Origin of the sequence: Campylobacter sp. RM12642 (assembly GCF_020137635.1) — a bacterium.
Taxonomy (GTDB): Bacteria; Campylobacterota; Campylobacteria; order Campylobacterales; family Campylobacteraceae; genus Campylobacter_E.
In genome coordinates this window covers 23,589-43,395 of record NZ_JACGAT010000010.1, presented here as the reverse complement: position 1 = coordinate 43,395, position 19,807 = coordinate 23,589, and the positions used below count along the sequence as shown (strand labels likewise).

Annotated in this window: 17 protein-coding genes and 2 tRNA genes; 5 read left to right on the top strand and 14 right to left on the bottom strand. The window is 27.8% G+C overall.

The window, feature by feature from the left end; translation table 11 throughout:
• Positions 1-16: 16 nt before the first annotated feature.
• On the bottom strand, positions 17-268 hold the full coding sequence (locus AVBRAN12642_RS05380; RefSeq protein WP_336607162.1) for a hypothetical protein: 252 nt from the start codon (positions 266-268) through the stop codon (positions 17-19).
• Between the two features lie 153 nt (positions 269-421).
• Here AVBRAN12642_RS05380 and AVBRAN12642_RS05375 point away from each other — a divergent pair, with 153 nt between their 5' ends.
• Positions 422-1,402, top strand: a complete 981-nt coding sequence (locus AVBRAN12642_RS05375) for a PLP-dependent cysteine synthase family protein (RefSeq protein ID WP_214149664.1) — start codon at positions 422-424, stop codon at positions 1,400-1,402.
• A 9-nt stretch (positions 1,403-1,411) separates the two neighbouring features.
• On the top strand, positions 1,412-1,834 hold the full coding sequence (locus tag AVBRAN12642_RS05370) for a DUF1090 family protein (RefSeq protein WP_214117459.1): 423 nt from the start codon (positions 1,412-1,414) through the stop codon (positions 1,832-1,834).
• 22 nt (positions 1,835-1,856) lie between these two features.
• Here AVBRAN12642_RS05370 and AVBRAN12642_RS05365 read toward each other — a convergent pair whose 3' ends face one another.
• From AVBRAN12642_RS05365 to AVBRAN12642_RS05350, 4 genes are read right to left on the bottom strand one after another with little or no spacing between them, the layout of a single operon-like run.
• Positions 1,857-2,504 (bottom strand): tRNA threonylcarbamoyladenosine dehydratase, encoded by a 648-nt coding sequence (locus AVBRAN12642_RS05365; protein WP_214117460.1) that lies wholly within the window; start codon positions 2,502-2,504, stop codon positions 1,857-1,859.
• A complete protein-coding gene (gene surE / locus AVBRAN12642_RS05360; RefSeq protein ID WP_214119758.1) occupies positions 2,497-3,258 on the bottom strand; it encodes a 5'/3'-nucleotidase SurE in 762 nt (253 codons plus the stop codon). The genes AVBRAN12642_RS05365 and surE overlap by 8 nt, the downstream gene beginning before the upstream one ends.
• Positions 3,259-3,260: 2 nt before the next feature.
• Complete coding sequence (locus AVBRAN12642_RS05355; protein WP_214119757.1) at positions 3,261-3,677, bottom strand: hypothetical protein; 417 nt, start codon at positions 3,675-3,677, stop codon at positions 3,261-3,263.
• Positions 3,674-6,427 (bottom strand): cytochrome c biogenesis protein, encoded by a 2,754-nt coding sequence (locus AVBRAN12642_RS05350; RefSeq protein ID WP_336608067.1) that lies wholly within the window; start codon positions 6,425-6,427, stop codon positions 3,674-3,676. Before AVBRAN12642_RS05350 ends, AVBRAN12642_RS05355 begins: the two co-directional genes overlap by 4 nt.
• A 243-nt stretch (positions 6,428-6,670) precedes the next feature.
• Here AVBRAN12642_RS05350 and AVBRAN12642_RS05345 point away from each other — a divergent pair, with 243 nt between their 5' ends.
• From AVBRAN12642_RS05345 to AVBRAN12642_RS05335, 3 genes are read left to right on the top strand one after another with little or no spacing between them, the layout of a single operon-like run.
• The gene (locus AVBRAN12642_RS05345) at positions 6,671-8,599 is read left to right on the top strand and encodes a cytochrome C (protein ID WP_442862362.1); all 1,929 of its coding nucleotides are present in this window, start codon (positions 6,671-6,673) and stop codon (positions 8,597-8,599) included.
• 43 nt (positions 8,600-8,642) lie between these two features.
• Positions 8,643-10,679 carry a rhodanese-like domain-containing protein gene (locus tag AVBRAN12642_RS05340; RefSeq protein ID WP_336608066.1) on the top strand — a complete coding sequence of 679 codons (2,037 nt, stop codon included), beginning with the start codon at positions 8,643-8,645 and terminating at the stop codon, positions 10,677-10,679.
• 4 nt (positions 10,680-10,683) lie between these two features.
• The gene (locus AVBRAN12642_RS05335; protein WP_214117466.1) at positions 10,684-11,124 is read left to right on the top strand and encodes a DUF4878 domain-containing protein; all 441 of its coding nucleotides are present in this window, start codon (positions 10,684-10,686) and stop codon (positions 11,122-11,124) included.
• Between the two features lie 6 nt (positions 11,125-11,130).
• Here AVBRAN12642_RS05335 and AVBRAN12642_RS05330 read toward each other — a convergent pair whose 3' ends face one another.
• From AVBRAN12642_RS05330 to AVBRAN12642_RS05290, 9 genes are all read right to left on the bottom strand, one after another.
• The gene (locus AVBRAN12642_RS05330; RefSeq protein WP_336608065.1) at positions 11,131-11,667 is read right to left on the bottom strand and encodes a hypothetical protein; all 537 of its coding nucleotides are present in this window, start codon (positions 11,665-11,667) and stop codon (positions 11,131-11,133) included.
• Between the two features lie 2 nt (positions 11,668-11,669).
• A complete protein-coding gene (locus tag AVBRAN12642_RS05325) occupies positions 11,670-12,617 on the bottom strand; it encodes a sialidase family protein (protein ID WP_336608064.1) in 948 nt (315 codons plus the stop codon).
• Positions 12,618-12,809: 192 nt separating this feature from the next.
• A complete protein-coding gene (locus tag AVBRAN12642_RS05320) occupies positions 12,810-13,400 on the bottom strand; it encodes a zeta toxin family protein (RefSeq protein WP_336608063.1) in 591 nt (196 codons plus the stop codon).
• Between the two features lie 177 nt (positions 13,401-13,577).
• Entirely contained in the window at positions 13,578-15,425 is a 1,848-nt protein-coding gene (locus tag AVBRAN12642_RS05315; RefSeq protein WP_336608062.1) for an Lnb N-terminal periplasmic domain-containing protein, read from the bottom strand.
• Complete coding sequence (locus AVBRAN12642_RS05310; protein WP_214117471.1) at positions 15,426-15,866, bottom strand: DUF3015 family protein; 441 nt, start codon at positions 15,864-15,866, stop codon at positions 15,426-15,428.
• A gap of 62 nt (positions 15,867-15,928) precedes the next feature.
• Positions 15,929-16,005, bottom strand: a tRNA-Arg gene (locus tag AVBRAN12642_RS05305).
• A gap of 24 nt (positions 16,006-16,029) precedes the next feature.
• Positions 16,030-16,120, bottom strand: a tRNA-Ser gene (locus AVBRAN12642_RS05300).
• Between the two features lie 49 nt (positions 16,121-16,169).
• Entirely contained in the window at positions 16,170-18,491 is a 2,322-nt protein-coding gene (locus tag AVBRAN12642_RS05295; protein ID WP_214117472.1) for a tetratricopeptide repeat protein, read from the bottom strand.
• Positions 18,491-19,807: an NADH-quinone oxidoreductase subunit N gene (locus tag AVBRAN12642_RS05290; RefSeq protein WP_214117473.1), complete on the bottom strand. Its 1,317-nt coding sequence runs from the start codon at positions 19,805-19,807 to the stop codon at positions 18,491-18,493. Before AVBRAN12642_RS05290 ends, AVBRAN12642_RS05295 begins: the two co-directional genes overlap by 1 nt.

Here is a 19,807-nt window from a genome sequence, read left to right as displayed (position 1 = left end):
AGGGCATTGTAATGATTTATTTTAAAAACTTAGCAAAGCTTAAAGCAAAATTAATATATTTTCCAAATCCAAATTCTTTTAAAATAAACAATGATATTTCTTTTAAAATATCAGGTTTTACTTCTTTAACTTCTACTTCTTTTTTAGGCATAAATTTATTCACTAATTCACTTGCCTTGCTTACAATTACTTGAGTTTTTGTAGCTTTTCTAGGTTTTTTAAAAAGTGCAAAAATTGATTTTGCAATTCTTTTAATAAACGAAAACATTTTCCAACCTTTATTGATAATAATTTTACAAATTATAATTATTTTTGATTAATAAAGTGATATTATTTTTCATAATCTTTATTGAAATTATTTTTAAATTCATTTTTAACTTTAATTTACTAAAATAAGCGTTTTTTTAATTAAGGAAAGTATATGCAAAATAAACTAAAAGAATATGCAAAATTAGTTGGCAACACGCCTTTAGTTGAAGTTGAATATTTATATAAAAATAAAAAATCAAAAAGCTATTTTAAACTAGAATATTTTAATCCAAGTGGCTCTATTAAAGATAGAATGGCATTAGAAATTATGCAAAATGCTGTTAATAATAATGAATTTAAAGCTGGTATGAGTATAGCCGAAGCAACTAGTGGAAATACAGGTATAGCTTTTTCTGCTTTAGGTGCTTTTATAGGTGCTAGTGTTGAGATTTTTATGCCTTGCTGGATGAGTGAAGAGCGTAAGAAAATAATTAGAAGTTACGGAGCAAAATTAAGAGAAGTTAGTGCTTGCGAAGGTGGCTTTAGTGGTAGCGTAAGACTTGCTGATGAGAGTGCAAAAAATGGCAATGTATTTTTACCTCATCAATTTGAAAACGAAAGCAATGTAAAAGCCCATGAAAAAACTGCAAATGAAATTCTAAACACTCTAAAAAAACACAACCTAAAACCAGATTGCTTTGTAGCAGGAGTTGGAACAGGTGGGACTATAATGGGAATTGGCAAGGTATTAAGACCACTTGGAGTAAAAATATGCCCATTAGAGCCTGAAGGTTGCGCTAGTATGAGTAATCCTGGAGAAAATTCAGAGCATAGAATTCAAGGCATAGGAGATGGTTTTGTGCCTGATATTGTAAAGCTAAATGAATTAGATGATATCATCATAGTAAATGATATAGATAGCGTTATAATGGCACAAAAACTAGCTAAAATCGGACTTGGAGTTGGAATTTCTAGTGGGGCTAATTTCTTAGGTTGTATTAAGGCTAAGGAGCTTTTTGGAGATTGCGTAAGCGTTAGTGTATTTGCTGATGATAATAAAAAATATCTAAGCACTGATTTAATGTTAAATATGCAAGATGAAGAAAGATTTTTAAGCAATAAAATTGAATTAATCGGATTTAAAGTATTATAAGGAGAAGATATGAAAAAATTAATTTTACTAAGCATAATTTCAAGTATTGCAATGGCAGATTGCTCTTATAAAATCAACAAATTAGAGCGTGAATTAAGCTATGCAAAACAATATGGCAATTTTAATAGAGTTAGAGGTCTAGAAAACGCTTTAGCAAATGTAAGAGCACATTGTGGTGGCGGTAGTGTTTATAATAATGATTATTACACTAGAAAAAATGAGATTAAAGACACTATTGAAAGATTAGAAGATGAAGCTGAGCGTAAGATTGATAGGATTGAAGACAAGCTTGATGAATTAAATGATATGAAAAATAGTATGAGTAAAGACGAATACAAAAGAAGAAAAGCAGAATTAAAAGCTGAAAAAAATCGTATAAAAGACGAATATAAAAGACAAAAACAAGCTTTAAAAAACTCTTATAAATATTAAAAAAAGCCTAATTTTTTAGGCTTTAATTCTTCAATAATTGCTTAATCGCTAAAGATGATAATAAAAGCCCCATAGAAGCAGTCATTCCCATAAAAGACCCTAGCCCAACACACATTGGCTCTTCTTCGCTATAAGCCATTTTAAATTTACCCTTAAATCTGCGTTTTTTAAGCTCAAGCCTAACGGCTTTTGCTAAAGCACACATTTTAGTCTTATCCCAATTTGCAACCTTTAATTTTAAAGGGTCAATTCTTTTTGCAGCTCCACCACTGCTAATAAAACTAATACCTTTTTCATAAGCAATTTCAGCTATATCGCATTTAGCTTTAACATCATCAATACAATCAATTATTAAATCAAATTCTTTATCTTTTAAAAACTCTAAAAAACTTTCTTTAGTAATTAATAACTCATAGCAATTTGCCTTATAAAATTCAGCAAAAACGCTAGCCTTACTAAGTCCAATATTTTCAGAATGTAATTGTCTATTTTGATTACTAGCTTCAAAATAATCCTTATCAATTCCACTTACATTAATACCAACTCTAGCAAGTGAGCTAAAGCACATACCACCAACTCCGCCAAGCCCACAAATTAGCACTTTTTTTGAACTCAATTTATCATAATTATCTTGAAATAATAATCTAGCTCTTGCAAATCTCTCACTCATTTTCTAACCATTTCTTTACTTTTTTTAATTCTTTTTTAGCCGTTAGATTTAGCTTAATTGGAGTAATACTTGCATAACCTTGTCTTACATAATCAATATCATCATCTTTTGCTTTTACCTTGCTTAAATCATACAAGCTATCTAGCCAATAATACTCTAATCCTCTAGGGTTTTTACATATTTTACTTGAGAATTCATATCTCATTTTACCCATTTTACAAACTTTATAACCTTTATAATCACTCTCACAACTTGGATAATTTACATTTAAAAATCTTCTTTTTTTAAGTGGATTAAGCTTAAGTAATTTTAAGATTAGTTTAACAGCAAGTTTACTTGAACGCTTAAAATCTATATCTTTTTCATAAAGTTGAGAAAAAGCAATCGCATTCACTCCACAAAGCACACTCTCCATACAAGCAGCCGCCGTGCCTGAATAGGTTATATCTTCAGCTAAGTTTGCTCCATTATTAATCCCACTTACTACTAAATCAGGTAATTTATCCTTAAAAATAGTGCAAAATGCAAGATTTACACAATCACTTGGAGTGCCGTCTTTTAAGGCATAATAATTTTTCTTAATTTTTACAAAACTTAGTGGATGATTTAGTGTAAGCGAATGCGCACAAGCACTCTTATTGCTCCAAGGAGCAACCACAAAAACTTCTAAATCTTTAATCTTTTTAAGCCTTTTTCTAAGTGCTAGAAGACCTGCTGCATCATACCCATCATCATTGGTTAATAATATTCTCATTTTTACCTTTTCATATCAAAATCTATAAATAATTTTATTTTTTTATCATTATTAAATAATTCTAATCTATATCTCATAGTGCTTAATAAACAAGTGCTTACCACAAACTCACTTACATAATCTCCGTTATCAAGTCTAATAAGCTCGGCATTTATAACACCCATATCCATATTAAGCCCATATAATTTAAGATTTAGATTATCGTATTTAGGTAAGCCTTTAATTATTAATTTAGTTTCTTCCATAAATCTTATCGGACGATTAATAATTTCAAAACTAATTTTTCTACCTTTGAAATCTTTTTCGCATATATCTTTATTAATAGAGCATTTAAGTGGAGTGTTTAAATAATTTTCATCAATTTTTTCATCATCACAAGCTATGAAAAATAAAGCTAAAAATATTAACACAACTCTCATTTTAAATTCCTTCTAATAGCAACTAAACTAAAGATTGTTAGGATAATTACGCTAATTATTAGCCATAATGGACTTTCAAAATTGCTCTTTTCTCCTGCGTAAGAATGCTTACCTACTAAATAATAATTCACTCCAAAATAAGTCATCAAAATAACGCCAAATCCCCACATACTAAGAAGCGCGTATAATAGTTTTGATTTTAATTTTAAATGCACTAAAATTGCATATATTAATATGCTTATTAAAGACCAAGTCTCTTTGCTATCCCAGCCCCAGTATCTTCCCCAAGACTCATTAGCCCAAATTCCGCCCAAAAAATTCCCACAAATTAATAATAATAAGCCTAAATGATTTGCTAAATATATTTGAATATTTGCCTTATCGTAAGGTTTTTTAAATATTACGCACGATAAATAAGAAAAGCTAATTAAAGCACTTAAGCCAAAAAATCCATAAGAAGCAGCAATTAAGCTTACATGAATACTAAGATAAGGAGAATTTAAAACAGGCATTAGATTTGTAATTTGTGGATTAATATCATTAAGATGTGCTGTAAATAATGTAGCAACGCTAAATAATAAGCATAAGCTAAGTAATAGATTTTTTCTAAAAACAAGTCCAGCAAAAACGGAGCTTAAAGCAATATAAATTAAACTCTCATAAGTATTAGTAAGCGGAGTAAATCCTGCTACAAAACCCCTTAATCCAATGAGAATTAAATGGATTAAAAATAGTATTAAAGTAAGATAAAAAATAATTTTAGTATTTTTATTTATCACAAATAAAGAAAGTATAAAAAGCACTAAATAAGCAAAACACAAACTATAAAAAGCATCATATTTGCTTAAAAATATTTGAGTTTTAATCTGTGCTTGGCTAGGTAAAAAATCAAACTGATTTTGCAAGTTTTTAATCTTAGATAAAATCTCATTAGCCTTGCTATAATCATTAGTTTTTTTAGCAATTACTAAAGAGCTTAAATATTCATTAATTAGCTTTTGATTATCCAAGCTTATATTATTTGCAAATGGGCTTTGCAAGTGGTTTTCATCAGGAATTATCTTAAATAATTCTGCTGTAAAAATTAAATATAAAATATTCACACTCTCATCAACTCTAATCAAATCCTTATCATAATCATTAAAATTTGCTTCTCCTTTAGCATAGGTTTTTTTAATTTCATCTTTTAATTTATAGCTTGAACCATCGTAAAAATCACTAAATTTTGCTTGTTTTTCACAATTTAAAAATTCTCTTAATTTAGGATTTTTGACCCTAATTAATCTAGCTTCATTTACATAAGTAACATCAGTAATTAATCTAAATATTTCTTCACTTGCAGCGTTTTTATTAGGACAACCAATTTTATTGCATAGCTCTAGTGAAAAAGTATAAAATGGCAAAAATCTATCATTTAAATCTTGAATAATTAAAGAATTTAATTCATTTATATGAGAGTTAAAATCATTTGCTTTTAAATTTGGACTAAGAATTATTATAAAAACAACACTTAAAGCCTTAAAATATTTTCTAGTTTTTAGACTAAATAAATTTAAAAAACACCCAATAAATAATAAAGCATAGCCAATATAAGTAGGAGTTTTGCCTAAATCTTTATTAGCACTTAAAATCGTGCCTTTTAAATCTTCATCATAAGAATGCTGAAAATACCTAATACCTTTATAATCAAGCACTTTATTCATAGCTATTTTTACATCTATTTTTTGATTATTATCTAAGATTAATAACTCACTTTCATAATCTTTTGCACTCTTGCTACCTGCGTGGGTTATTAAATTAAATCGTTTTAGATAAATATCAAAATCAAGCTTTAAACTCTCTTGCTTCCAAGAAATCTCATAATCGTTTATCTTAATATTATCGTTTAATGCAAGGATTAGTTTTTCTTTTAAAATTCCTGATTCAAATTCCACTCTAATCGCTTGTAAATTACCCCCACTCATACTAAGTGCGTCTTTTGAATGAACTAAATAATTTAAAGCCGAAAAAGAAAACTCATCTAGCAAATATATACCATCTTTTAATTTAAAATCACTGCTTAAAATTTGATTTAAGAATTTCATTGCTTGATTAGTGTTTATATAAAACTCATTATCTTTTATATAAAAATTAACATAATTAGTGCTTGTTTTGTTAAAGCAAAAATCAATATTAGCAACACTAACGCATTCATTATAATTAATCTCAACATCACTATATCCACTATCAAAATTAAATCTTAATTTTAAATAACTAGGGTCGTTTAAATCATCACTTTTTACCTTAGTAATCCCTGCTTCATTACTAAAATCAACAAACCTTAAACTTGCATTATCAAGTTTTATAATCTCATTTAAATTACTAGTTTTACTGATTTTATCATTGTGTTTTAAGACTAATTCAGTTTTTGTGCTTTTTATCTCATTTGCTTTATTATCAACCCTTAAATGAATAATTCCTTCAAAACCAAAAAAATGAGTTAAAACAGCACCAATAAATATAAAAATAAAAGAAATGTGAATTAAAAATAATGAAATATTTTTATAAAGTTTGTATTTAAAAATCGCATAAATCACACTTAAAAACAATAAAACCATAATCAAGTGAAAATACCAAGCATTATAAACTAAACTCATAGCATAACTTGTGCCTTTTGCACTCTCAATAAATGTAGCAACCCCACAAAAAATAGCAAAAATTAGCATATAAACTAAAGAAATCTTTAAATTTAAAAATTTATTTAAAAACATTATTGTCAAAACTACTTTCTTTTAAAATCATTCTTAATTGATAAAATTTATTATCTAAACTTAAAGCTATATTTTATAATAAAAGCCTTAAAAAATAAGAAAATTAATTAAAATTATTTAATACATTTTTTCTCCTTTTTGAATTATTTAAATTATATTTTATTTTTTATATTTTTTTAAGAAAGCTTTAAATTAATTTGGATTAAACTTAATTGTTGTAATTTTAATTTTAAGGAGAAAGCTATGAAACGCTTGTTAGCACTAGGTAGTGCCTGTATTATGTTATATGCTAATAATATAACACCTCAAGCTGATGGTATAAAACCTAGAACTCTTCACGATTATGTAAATCAAGAAACTGATTTTATAGAGTTTTTAAAAGAACGCCATCCAATGTTTAAATACGAAAAAGAAGGAAATTTAGTTGGAAAATATTCTATTTCTAATCGCCAAGAAGAGTTTGTAGAATTTGGAGGGCACGGAAATTACGAAAAAGACACAGGTCGTTCTGCATCAATTACATATCGTCTAGGTATGGAAAGTATTTTGGATTATCCAAATAAATTCGTAGGACCTAAAAAATGTGGTGAATGCCACCCTGCTCAATACGAAGCTTGGAATCGCTCACGCCATTCAAAAGTTATTCGTTTTCCTGATGAATTAGAAGAAGCTGGGGGAGACCCTAAAAAGCCTATGTATGGAAGCAGCGAAGCTACAATTTTACCAAAAGGTGTTGAAGCTGATGATGTATTTGTAGTAATTGGAACACCTAGAACAAAATATGGTTTTATTGATAAATGGTTAGTTCGTGGAACTTATCACATTGAAGATGGAAAATTAGCCGATGGAACAGGTAAAATGGTTGCTGGGGGTAATCAATTCTCACGCCTTTGGGTTGAATCACTTACACCTGAAGTTGCGAAAAAAATCGCTGAATTCTCACCTGGCTTTCCTACAAAATTAGAAGATTTTGGCAAACAAACTTCAAGTGTTTGGGGAATTAATTCTTATGGTTCTACTTATAAAGAAAATATGATGTTTCAACCTGCATCTGCATATTGTGAAGTATGCCATAGCTTTAAATTTGATTTTAAATCTAAAGAAGAATTCTTAGCAGCAATTGGAAATAAAGATGAGCTTAGAAAACACGCAATTTCTAAAGGAATTAGCTGTGAAGAGTGCCACGGAGCAGGAGCTCACCTTTATGGTGCAAGGGGTGCTGGTATGCCAAGTAATTGCGAAAGATGCCACCAAAGATTTGCTTATGATAGCGAAGATGCGAAGATTGACCCAAGAAAGCCATTTAATAGCTACTTTAAATCATCTTGCCCATCTTGTGGAACTGAAGGCTCACAAATGTATAATACTATGCACTATGATAAAGGTATGAGATGTTCAACTTGCCACGACCCACACGAAGTTACTGCAAATGATTGGAAAGACCCTTATACAAAAGTAGGACTTAAAAAAACTTGTAGTGATTGTCACGAAACTCAAGCTGAAATGTTTAAATACGGCGGAGCACACGCTAAAGATAATTGCACAGGCTGTCATATGCCAAATATGATGAGTTGTGAAAACTTTGCAAGCGTTCAAAACCCTGATAAAGGTGGATTTGACAATGTTCGTGCAAGTCATATATGGAAAATTTATGTAGATAAAGATGCAAAAACTCTAAACCCACCAGAAGGAAAACCAAGAGACCCACAAACAACTAAAGGTTGGACAATTGCTAGAAAAGATGGCAAATTCTTTGTGGATTTAATGTGGAGTTGCGGAAGAACTAGCTGGAGTGATGTAAATCTAGTAGGACCTGGGGCAAGTGGTTGCCATAGTGCTGTGCAATCAACTTTACCAAAAGAATTACACTTCACAGACCAAGAGCAAATCTATGATAAAGTTATGGAATGGCAATTACCTGTTAAAGAAGGCTTTAAAAAACTAGAACTTGCAATTCGCAAAATTGATAGAGAACAAGCAAAAATGGATAATCTAAGCACAAAAACTAAATCAGAAATTATCCTACTTACAAAAGAAGCAAGAGCAATTTATGAAAAAATTGAAAAAGATGGAAGCTGGGGCGTTCATGGTCCAAAATATGCTCTAAAACTAATAAATGAAGCATTAGTTTATGTAGCACAAGCTCAAGATTTATTAGATGGTAAGAAATAATAAAAGGTTAGGAAAAATCCTAACCTTAGTGAAAGGATAAAATATGTTGCTAAGACTTATTTTTGCCATCTTTTTAAGCTTTAACCTTTTTGCATCGGAAGGCGATTTTGCAGTAGTTGAAGGAGTAATTCCTATATCTATGGCTGATGTAGAAAAAGAATTAGGTAAAAAAGATGTATATATATTTGACGCAAATACAAAAGAAGAAAGAATAAAATACGGCTATTTAAAAGGCTCTATTTTTATTAATACACCTGAATGGGTAAGTTTATTACCTAGCAATAAAGACGCTAAGATTATTTTTTATTGCTTAAATAGAATGTGCTATGCAAGTAGCGATGCTGCATTAAAAGCACAAAAACTAGGATATACAAATGTTCGTGTAATGCTAGATGGAATTGAAAGCTGGATTCTTAGTGCAAGACCTATTGAAAAAGGCGGCATAAAACCACTTGTAAAAAGCCATGATATTAATAGTTGGCACGAAGGAAATGAAATAAGTAGTTTTAAAGATGAATTACATAAGAATTTAAGATTTGGTAACCTTCCTGCTTGTAGAGATTGTCATGGTGCTAGTGGAATTATCAATGATTTAGCAAACGACAAAGACAATGTAAATGCAAACTGCACTAGTTGTCATAAAGAAGTTAAGGCTGAATTTAGCGGAAGTGTGCATGATAAATTCACAAATCCAAGAGAAAAATCTCCATCATGCTCGGATTGCCATAATGTGCATGATAAACAACAATTAACCTCTTTAGCTGTTAAAAAACTAAGCGATGTAAAATGTGGAAGTTGCCATGAAAAAGAGCAAAAACACTATCACGAAACTTTCCACGGAAAGGCTATGGTTTTAGCAAAAGATGGTGAAAGCAAAAAAATAGCTGCTTGTTTTGATTGTCACGGGGCTCATAACATTCATAAACCAAAAGATGAAAAATCAACTTTATATGGTGAAACTAGAATAAAAACTTGTGAAAAATGCCACGAAGGAGCTAATGATAACTTTAGTGATTTTATAGCTCATGCTGACCATACTGATAAAGAGAATTTCCCTTTACTTTATTGGGCTTATGTGTTTATGACAGGGCTTGTAATATCAGTATTTGCATTCTTTGGCTTACACACATTCTTGTGGAGTATGAAACTAATTTATATGAGTATTAAATATAAAGATGAGTGGCGTGCAGCAAAAGAAAAAATGCATAATGACAAGGTAAATATTAAACGCTTTAGCACCTTGCATAGAATTCAGCATTTCTTTGTAGCTTCAAGCTTTTTAGGATTAAGTTTTTCTGGCTTACCGCAAAAATTCTATACCGCTCCTTGGGCTCAAACTATGATTGATTTAATGGGCGGAATTGTAATGGCTACTAAAATACACCATTTTAGTGCGTTTATTATGATTGCAGTATTCTTAAGCCACATTGCTGAAGTAGTTTATAATTCTTGGACTAAGCGTGATGCTATTCGTGATAATAATGGAAAGCTAAGCTTTAAATTATTCTTAGCAAAATTATTTGGACCTGATAGTTTAATGCCTAGAATGCAAGACTTAAGAGATGTTGTAGCTCATTTTAAATGGTTTATTGGAAAAGGCGAAAGACCTAAGTTTGATAGATTTACTTACTGGGAAAAATTTGATTATATAGCAGTATTTTGGGGTATGTTTATCATTGGCTTTAGTGGTTTAGTATTATGGTTTCCGGTTGAATTTACGAAGATTTTACCTGGCTTTATGCTAAATCTTGCAACGCTTGTGCATTCTGATGAAGCACTTTTAGCTACAGGATTTATTTTTGCGGTGCATTTTTTCAATACTCACTTTAGAGCTGATAGATTCCCTATGGATATGGTTATCTTTAGTGGAGAACTAACCGAAGAAGAGTTAAAGCACGATAGACCTGAATGGTATGCAAGGCTTAAAGCTAGTGGAAAATTAGACGAACTTAAAAACGAAAGCAATTCTTTTGCTAAGTATTTTTATTTTGCAAGAGTTGTTGGATTTTTAATGTTATTTACTGGACTAATTTTTCTGTTCTTAATAATTTATGCCTTTGCTGATATGTTGATAGGATAAGAGTATGAAAAATAAAGATGCTAATATGATTTTAAGTTTTACGGCATCAAGTTTAATTGCTGCAGCACTAATTCTTAGTGCTTGCGGCAATGAAGCTAAAGAGCCTGAAGCTGTGGTTAAAGACTTTGTGCTTTTATGTGAAGCTGGGAAAATGAGTGATGCTGCTAAATTACTTGCTAGTAAAAATAATGTGGATTATTTTAAGAAGTTTCAAGATAAAGGTAAGGATATGATTTTTATAGATTATGATTATAAAGGTAATGATGATACTATAGAAATGAACTTTACTAAAAAGAACAAAAGTAGCGAAATAGCAATAGTTCAAGTAGATACAAACTACAAAATCCAGCAACATAAATTCAGTAAAGATGTGATTTTACACAACGAAAATGGCGAGTGGAAAATCTATGAATACCCAAGCTTATATCCTGTAAAGGTCAAATAAGTCTAGTTAACTAGACTTATTTAAATTCTTTTTAATTGCTTTTAAAATTACTTGAAAAAATGAAAATATCAAAATAAAAATATCAAAAAAACAATCATTTATATTATCAATGCCTAAGATAAAAGATATTGCTAAAGATAGCAAAAATAAAATTGATAGAATTTGATTTAGCAAATACGAAATTATAAAAATTACAAAAATTATTAAATAATTTAAAAAACCATTTTCATAATAAATATCAAAAGTAATAATATTTAAAAATGATAGAAAAAATAAAAGATTGATAACAAAAATATAAACATAAGCCCTAAAATCAAGCAATTTGCCTTGATTAAAAATTATTAATAGCAAAATTAAAACACTAAAAATACTAAGATTAGAAAATATACTATAAGTATAATCATTCAAACTCAAACCATTAAATATAGATATATTTGTCAAAAAAATTATCACTAAATATATAAAAATTTTCTTCTTAATTGTAAGTTTTTGAAAAATACTTGCAAAAATTGATAAATAAAGTAAAGTATAAATAAAGTGCATTTTTAATCCTTTTTGTTAAATAAAAATTGTTTGTATTGAATAAAATCACGATTATGTGTGTATGTAATATGAGCTTTATTATCGCTAACAAATACACTTGCGTAGCTCATTTCTTTACCTTTATCAATATCTAAAATCCTATGAAAATCATTATAATCTTTCATAATAGCAAGGCTTAAAGTATTTCTTGAACCATCTTTATCACTATTAAAAAGCAAGAAAATATCATTATTTACTTTGAATAAATTAATAGAATTATCATAATTTTTTAGATTTGTTTTTGCTAAATCATTGCAGTTTAAAAGATTATCACAAGTCATAGTATAAAAATCATAATTAGCACTTTTGCTAGACCTAAAAGCAAATAAAGCTAGTTTATCATTAATAGCAACGACACTTGGCTGAAATAAATCTTTAGCATTAGTGAGTTTTTTGATTTTTAAAAGTTCGCCTGAATTATTAAATACTAAAGCTAAGGGATATTTATTGGCTAATTCGTGATAAATCGGGAGTAAAAAGCCAAATTCTTTACCTAAATTAATATAAATAGCATTGGCTCTTACAAGATTACTAATATTTGCAAAAGGGCTTAAATGAAGGGCTTTTTGGAATTTAAAATCAATAGTATCAATACTACTAATATAATGATATATTTTGCTATTTGCCCAGCCACCAAAACTAACTCCTACAACAAATAAATGGATTTTATTATCTGTTTTGACTAAGGTTGGATTTCCGATTTTTTTAATATATTCTTTGCTATCTTTCATAAGCTTTTCTCTAGTAATTAATGCAAAAGGCTCTAAATAATTTGTGCCTTGATAAATACTCGCATAAATTGCTACATCTTTTGCACCTTCTTTAGAACCTGCAAAAAATACGCTAAGCAAATAATCATGATTAAGAGATATTGTGCTTGAAGAATGTGCTGATAATACACCTTGTTTCATTGGTATAGAAATGCTTTTTAATTCTTGGATTATTTGGGTTTTGTGGTTGGTTGGTTTGGTTAAATAAGTAAAATTTATATCTTTGTTATTTAATAAATACCCCCCCCCATAAAAATACACTAAATAAAAATAATGTGAGTTTTTTCATCTTTGTCCTTTGTGGTTTTTTAAATCATAACTAATATTCATAAATTAATAATTTTGAAGTTTTATTTTTTCTGAAATTAAATCATTGAACCATTCAATATTTTTTTGTATATCTACTTTTCCATTTGTTATTTTTGCAATTAATTCATAATTTTTAGTGTTATCATAAACCAAAATCTCATCACACAACGGCATAATTTTTAAAAGATTTTGCATACTTTCGTAATATCTTTTATCTATTAAATGCGGTTCTATATCATGTCCACCTTTACTAACTCGTATTTTTACACGCTCTTTTGCTGTTTGTGGGCTATCAAGCCCTACAAAGCGTAAATTTATTTTGTAATTATTCTCTTTTAATTCATCAAATAGATTTAATATAGATTTTCCACAAAGTGTAGTTTCTTGATTGAAATTAAGTTTATCATCTATATAAACTTTACGCATTGTTATAGCTATTCTTGAGGCACGAACTTGAGTTTGTCTATCTCTATAGTCTCCAATACTTTGAGCTATTTCATCTACATTTATACGATAGCCTAAATTTATTCCTTTTTCTAGTGCTAAAAAATATAAAGTGGTTTTTCCTGCACCATTTACACCAGCAAAAATAGTAACTATAGGTTGATTTATCATAAATTTTCCTTATATAGATTTTAAGTAATTATAATAAAAATTAAATAATTTTATTAATATAAAAACTAAAAATATTTTATATTTATTTATAGCTTTTTATAGATTTTTAAAATAGTTGCTAACCCAAATACTTAAAATTTAAAAAAAATCAAATTAAATTCCAAATCCAAAAAAATATCAAAAATAATAATTTATACCTATTTTAAATGTTTCGTTTTTGTGAAAATATTTTTGAAATTCAGCAAAAATCGCAGTGTTTTTATAAATCTTAAAATGAGTTTTGATACTTAAAATATCTTCTAATAAGCCGTGCTTATAAAAATTCTTATGATAACTTAAACTAAGCTTATTTGCTTTATAAGATAGGCTTGTAATTATTTGATTATTAAAGCTCAAACCATCTTTATAAACTCTAAAACCACTTAAAAATGATAATAAAAAATACTCATTAACAAAACTAATCCCACCTAAAAGCTCCATATTTGCTAATTTATCATCTAATACATCATCATAAGCTAATTTAAACAAAAAACTTGGCTTATGATTTATATAGTTAAAATCACTTAAACTTGCAAGTCTTAGCAGGACAAACTCATCTAATTTAGGCTTTTTATCATAATTAATAGTAGTGCTTAAAAATTCTATCCCTATACCTTTATCAAAACCCAAATCATCTTCATAAATATCGTGCAAGGCTGGTCTAATTGATAATAAAGCTTTCTTTTTTGTATCATAAGCAAATGATATTTTGCTAGGATAATTAGCCTTAATTATGCTTTCCTTTGGAGTTTTTAAAGGAAGCTTTGCTATTTTGCTTTGAGATAAATTACTAGATATTTTATGAGTTATTTTTTTGTATTCATCTACACTAAGCTCATTTTTACTAGCATAATACTGACTAAGCTCGTTCGCTAAGGCTAAAATAGAATAATCATAATTTGGCTCAATTTTACCTAAAGCTATATTTTTTGCTAGATTTATCTCATCAAAACTCAAATCTTTTGCTTGATTTAAAATGGTATTTAACTTTGATGCTCTATAGTGATAATCACTAATTAGATTAATGTCGTTGATTTTTTGTATAGTATTGCTTGGGATTACGCTATAAATAAATTTATTTCTTAATTTAATATCAGGATTTGCATTCTCAAGTAACCACAAAATATTATAAGAGCAATTTTTATCAAAAAACAAATAAACCGAACTACTATCCTTAATCTCCCATAAATGCAAAATCAGTCTATTTACTTCTTCTTCATTTAATTTTAAATCATACTCGTAAAGGTCTCTATTTTCGCTATCTTTGTATGTTTTTAACATATCATAATAAGGCTTTAAAGAATATTTGCCAATGTATCCGCCAAACAAACCTTTAAAGGCAAACATTAAGCCATTTTCATCTTTTTCATCAACATCGGCAGCATAATTAATAGCGTAAGATAAAAGCCTTGAATTGTAATTAGAATTAATTAGCAAAAATGTATGCCCAAACATTGACGCTGGGGAATTTAAATAAGCAGCTGGAAAAACTATGCTAATTGATTTAGGGCTAATATATTCTAAGAAATTATTCAAATCAGAACAATTTAAATCCTGATTTTTAGTAAGTTTTAGAGATTTTTCTATGTATTTTGCCCTTAAAGGAAACTTGCAAATAAAGTGCAAATTATCATTATCGTTGCTAAAAGTTATAGCAGAATCTTTTTGATTTAACTCTTCTTTTTTGCCTAAATATATTTCTTTTTTTAAAAAATACATATATAAATTAAGCTCAAATTCTGATTTTAAATTCCTTTTATTTGAATAAAAAAATTCTTTATTGATTATCTCGCTTTTGTTGTTTGTAAAGTGAAGGAGATTTTTCCATTCTATTGTGTTAAAAACTTGTTTTTGATTAGCTTGTTGAATAATTTCTAAAAACTCATCTTTAGAAATACTTAATTTAGAAAAATCAAGATTTAATAATTCATTATCTTGTGCCTTTGCAAAAATACAAAAGCACAATAAAAATAAAAACTTTTTCAATTATAAAGCAGAAGCTCTATCTAAAACTTGAGCACCTACAACATCGCTTGAATTGTAAATAGCTAAGTAATTTGCTCTTAAATTAGCTTTAAATAAATCAGCGTCTTTTACTTCTAAAAGTTCAGCTAAAGTATCTAAATGCTCGCCCATTCCTAAAGCAGCTTCATTTGATAAAGCGTCAAGATTTGCATTTACGAAATTAATTGCTTTTTCATTATGAACTAATCTTGTTTCTTGGCAATTTAGTGTTCCTGTAGTAATACCAAAAGTTTGATTACCTGAAGTTCCGTTTGTAGTAGCTTGTAAAGCATACATAATTGCTGAATCAGGGTTTTTAATAATTATAGTTCCAAGTCCGCAACCTGTTTGAGTATTTGCACCTGCAAATAAAGAAGTGCTAATCGCACCAACAACTACCAATGAAGAAAGTAATTTTCTCATTATAACTCCTTTTAAAGTATTAAAAACAAATTATAAAACTATATATTAACAATGAGTATGAATGGTGCGCCCGAAGGAATTCGAATCCCTGACCTTTTGAACCGCAATCAAATGCTCTATCCAGCTGAGCTACGAGCGCATAAAATAAGTTTTTGAAATAAAGTGGCGGACAGAGAGGGATTTGAACCCTCGAGCCCCGATTAAGAGCTGCACCCTTAGCAGGGGTGTGGTTTCAGCCACTCACCCATCTGTCCAATAAGTAAAACGCATATTATATATTTTAAAAATTAGATTTAGCTTAAATTATTCCAAAAGTTGTAATTTTTCATCACATAAATTTTTCCAATCACCACTTTTGCATTCTTTTAAAGTTTCTTTTGCTTTTTCAAATTCTTTATTTTTAATTAGCATACTAGCTTCTAAATATTTTGCATTGCTGTATTCTTCTTCGCTTAATTTTAATTTATATAAATCTATAAATATTTCTTTAGCTTCTTTTATATTATTTTTATTAATTAAAGCATTTAAAGTAATTAACTCTATCTTAGGACTATATAAATTAATACCTAAATAATTTTGTATATTAATTGCTTTTTTACCATAAGTAATAGCTGAAATATCAAGATTATTGTTTTTAAAGTAATTTAAAAATTCGTCATAAACCTCAACTAATCTTAATCCATTGCCGTATTTTTCAAGCTGTTTTAATGAAAAAATAGCATCATTGTATTTGTTTTGCTTAATTAATGATAATGATAAATAATAATATATCTCAAAATATTCTGGTTTTTTAATATTAAATCGTTTATTTAAAATAGATTTGATTATATTTTCCACATCTTTATACTGCTTATTTAAATATAAAAGTTTTGCTTGTTTGATTTTATAAAACACCAAATCTTCATTTTCAAACTTAATTGCAAAATCTAAAGCTAATTTATTTTCTTTTTTTCTCTCTAAGCACTCTAAATATTTCATTTTATTAATAACTTTTTCATCACTTATAAAATTATTATTTTTTATGTATCCTAAAACTTCATCGCAATCATCATCATCTAATGCAATATTTAATAAATTAATCAAACTACTATCATATAAAGAAATTAGCTCTTCATTTTCACTATCTTTTATTTTCTTTTCTAGTTTTAAAATCTTTTCATAATCTTGCTCTTTAAATAATAATTTTACTTCTTCATAAAGAGCTCTTTTTGATATGTTATTATCATATTTAGCCATTAAAAAATTATAATATTCGTGCAATTTAAAGCTATCTTGTTCATCTTTTTCAAAATATAAACTATCAATAGTCTCATCAATAATATTCATATATTCGCCATTTGGAAATAGCTTTTTATATTCATTTAAATATTCATCAGCCTTTTTATAATCATTATTTTTAGCTAAAGAAACCCCTAAATTTTTTAACACTCTTTCATAATAAGGGTCTAATTTATTTGAATTTTTAAATAAAAACTCATAAATAGGAGCACTAATGTCATACATTTTTTCCTTGAAAAAATCATCAGCTAAACCTAAGGTCTTATCCTTATCTTCTAATAAATATTGCTCATTTGCATTAAAGACTTTTAATACAAATTCCTTAGCTTCCTTTGCTTTATTATGACTAATATTGATTTTTGCTAAAGATATTGCAGCTTTACTAGCCAAAATCGCATCATCTGAACTAAATAAAATATTATTATAAATAATAGTAGCAGCATCTCTTTTGCCGTGAGATAGTAAAAAATCAGCATAGTTTAAACTTGCTAATTTTGTGTAATAAGAATTTGGATGCTCGTTATTTAAAATATCTATAAAATATTCAGCATCACTTCTTTGTTCTAATTTTAAATAAGTTTTTACCATCATTTGCAATATTTCAGTGTAATTCTCATCACTTGGAAAAACCCTTACATAATCTTTTGCACTTGAAATAATTTCTTCGCTTAAAGTGGTATTTTCATTTAGCAAATTAAACATAGCTCTAATTCTATACAAATAAAACTCGCTTATAAAAATACTATTTTTATATTTTTCTAAAGACATATTGCATAAATCTAATAGCTCTTTATATTGCTTATTATCGTAATATTTTTTAATACTCAAATAAGAATTAATATCACTATTATCGCTAATATTTACAGGATTTTGGTCTAAATCAAGTCCTTCTATAAAAGGAGTTTGCAAATCAGGAAAAATCACATCAAAATCAAGTCCATTAGGACTTAACACTCCTTGAGTATATGGAAAAAATATAAAAGTAAAATTTTTAGAAACTTTTTTGCTAGATGCAAAAACCACATTAGTATCATATAATTTTTGCTCGCTATCAACAATACTAACATTTGTTTTAGGGTAAATATATATATCTAAAGTATCTTTTGAATTTTTAAATTCTAATTTGAATAAGGTTAAATCTTGATTTGATAATAACCTTGATTTACCCTTCACACTACATTTAAAATAAGGTTTTAAATTCTCATCTTGTAATTTATCACAAGTTATATCAGTATTGTTTTTAATATGTAAAACTGATATATTTTTATTTATTTCCTTGCCAGAGTTTATATATAGTTCAAAAGAATATAAATAAACGCAAAAGCAAAGAAATAATATTTTTTTCATTATTTAATATAATCTAATCCAACGCTTGCAACAAAAGAAGCAATAACTGCTAAAATTAAAACTATTTTTTGAGCGTTATTAAAATATAAAAATCCTATTTCTTTATCTGCAAAAATTGCTTTTATAAATCTTAAATAAGCAAATAGCATAATAATTGAGCTAAGTGCCATACAAATTGCTGCATAAATATTAACATTTAAAGCTATATTAATTACACCAACCTTAGCAAAAAATACGCCAAATGGTGGCAATGCTGCAAGATTTAACAACAATACAACAATACAAATTCCTAATAAAGGATATTTCTTAAACACCCCTTTTAAATTCTCATAATTTGTGTCTTTAAACGCACCTAAAAACATAAATAATGCGATATTTACAAATGCAAATGTTAAAAAATAATATAAAAACATTTGGCTTGATAAATGAAAAAATGCAAGGGTTGAATAAGCAAAAGATGAATGTGAAACAGAGCTATATACTAACATTGATTTTGCATTATCTTGCTTTAATGACATAACACTAGCAAAAAGCATAGAAGCACAAGCAATAATTAAAATAATCTCACTTACATTGAAGAAATTTTCAAATGAAATCATAAATCTATATGCAAATACCATCATAGCTATTTTTGGAACTATTGAAATAAATCCAGCCAAACTTGAATCAGCCTTTAAATACACATCTTTAAGCCACATATGAAGTGGTGCTACTGATAATTTAAATAATATTGTAATTCCTATCATAACAAAGGCTAAAATACTAGCCGTGCTGATTGTAGCTAATGAGTTTAGTTCTAAACTTGCACTATCAAAATAATACATTGCAGAACCCATAGCAAAAAATGCTGAACCTAACATTCCGTAATTAAAGTATTTAATAGCACCTTCAATTGCTTTTTTCTTAAACGCTATTAAGCTATAAAGTGCTAAAGAAGAGCCTTCAAGAGTTATAAAAGCTACTATTAAATTATTAGTGCTTACCATAAAATTTAAACAAGCTATCATCATTAAAAATAATGCAAAAAACTCACCTTCATCAGCTCTTTTATTAGCAAGTAGAAAATAAATAGCTGATAGATTGATTAATATACTTGAATATTTTGCTAAATTATCAAATATAAATAAATCAAAAAAACTCTCATCATAAGGGCAATTAAATTGGCAAATAATAGCAATTATTAAAGCCACAATACTAAGCCCTTTTAAAGCTCTTAAATCAAATTTATAAAATAAATTAGCAACCAATATAAAACAAGCAAAAACTATCAAAGCAAGTTCAGGTAAAATAAGTAATACATTTAAATCAAGTTGCAT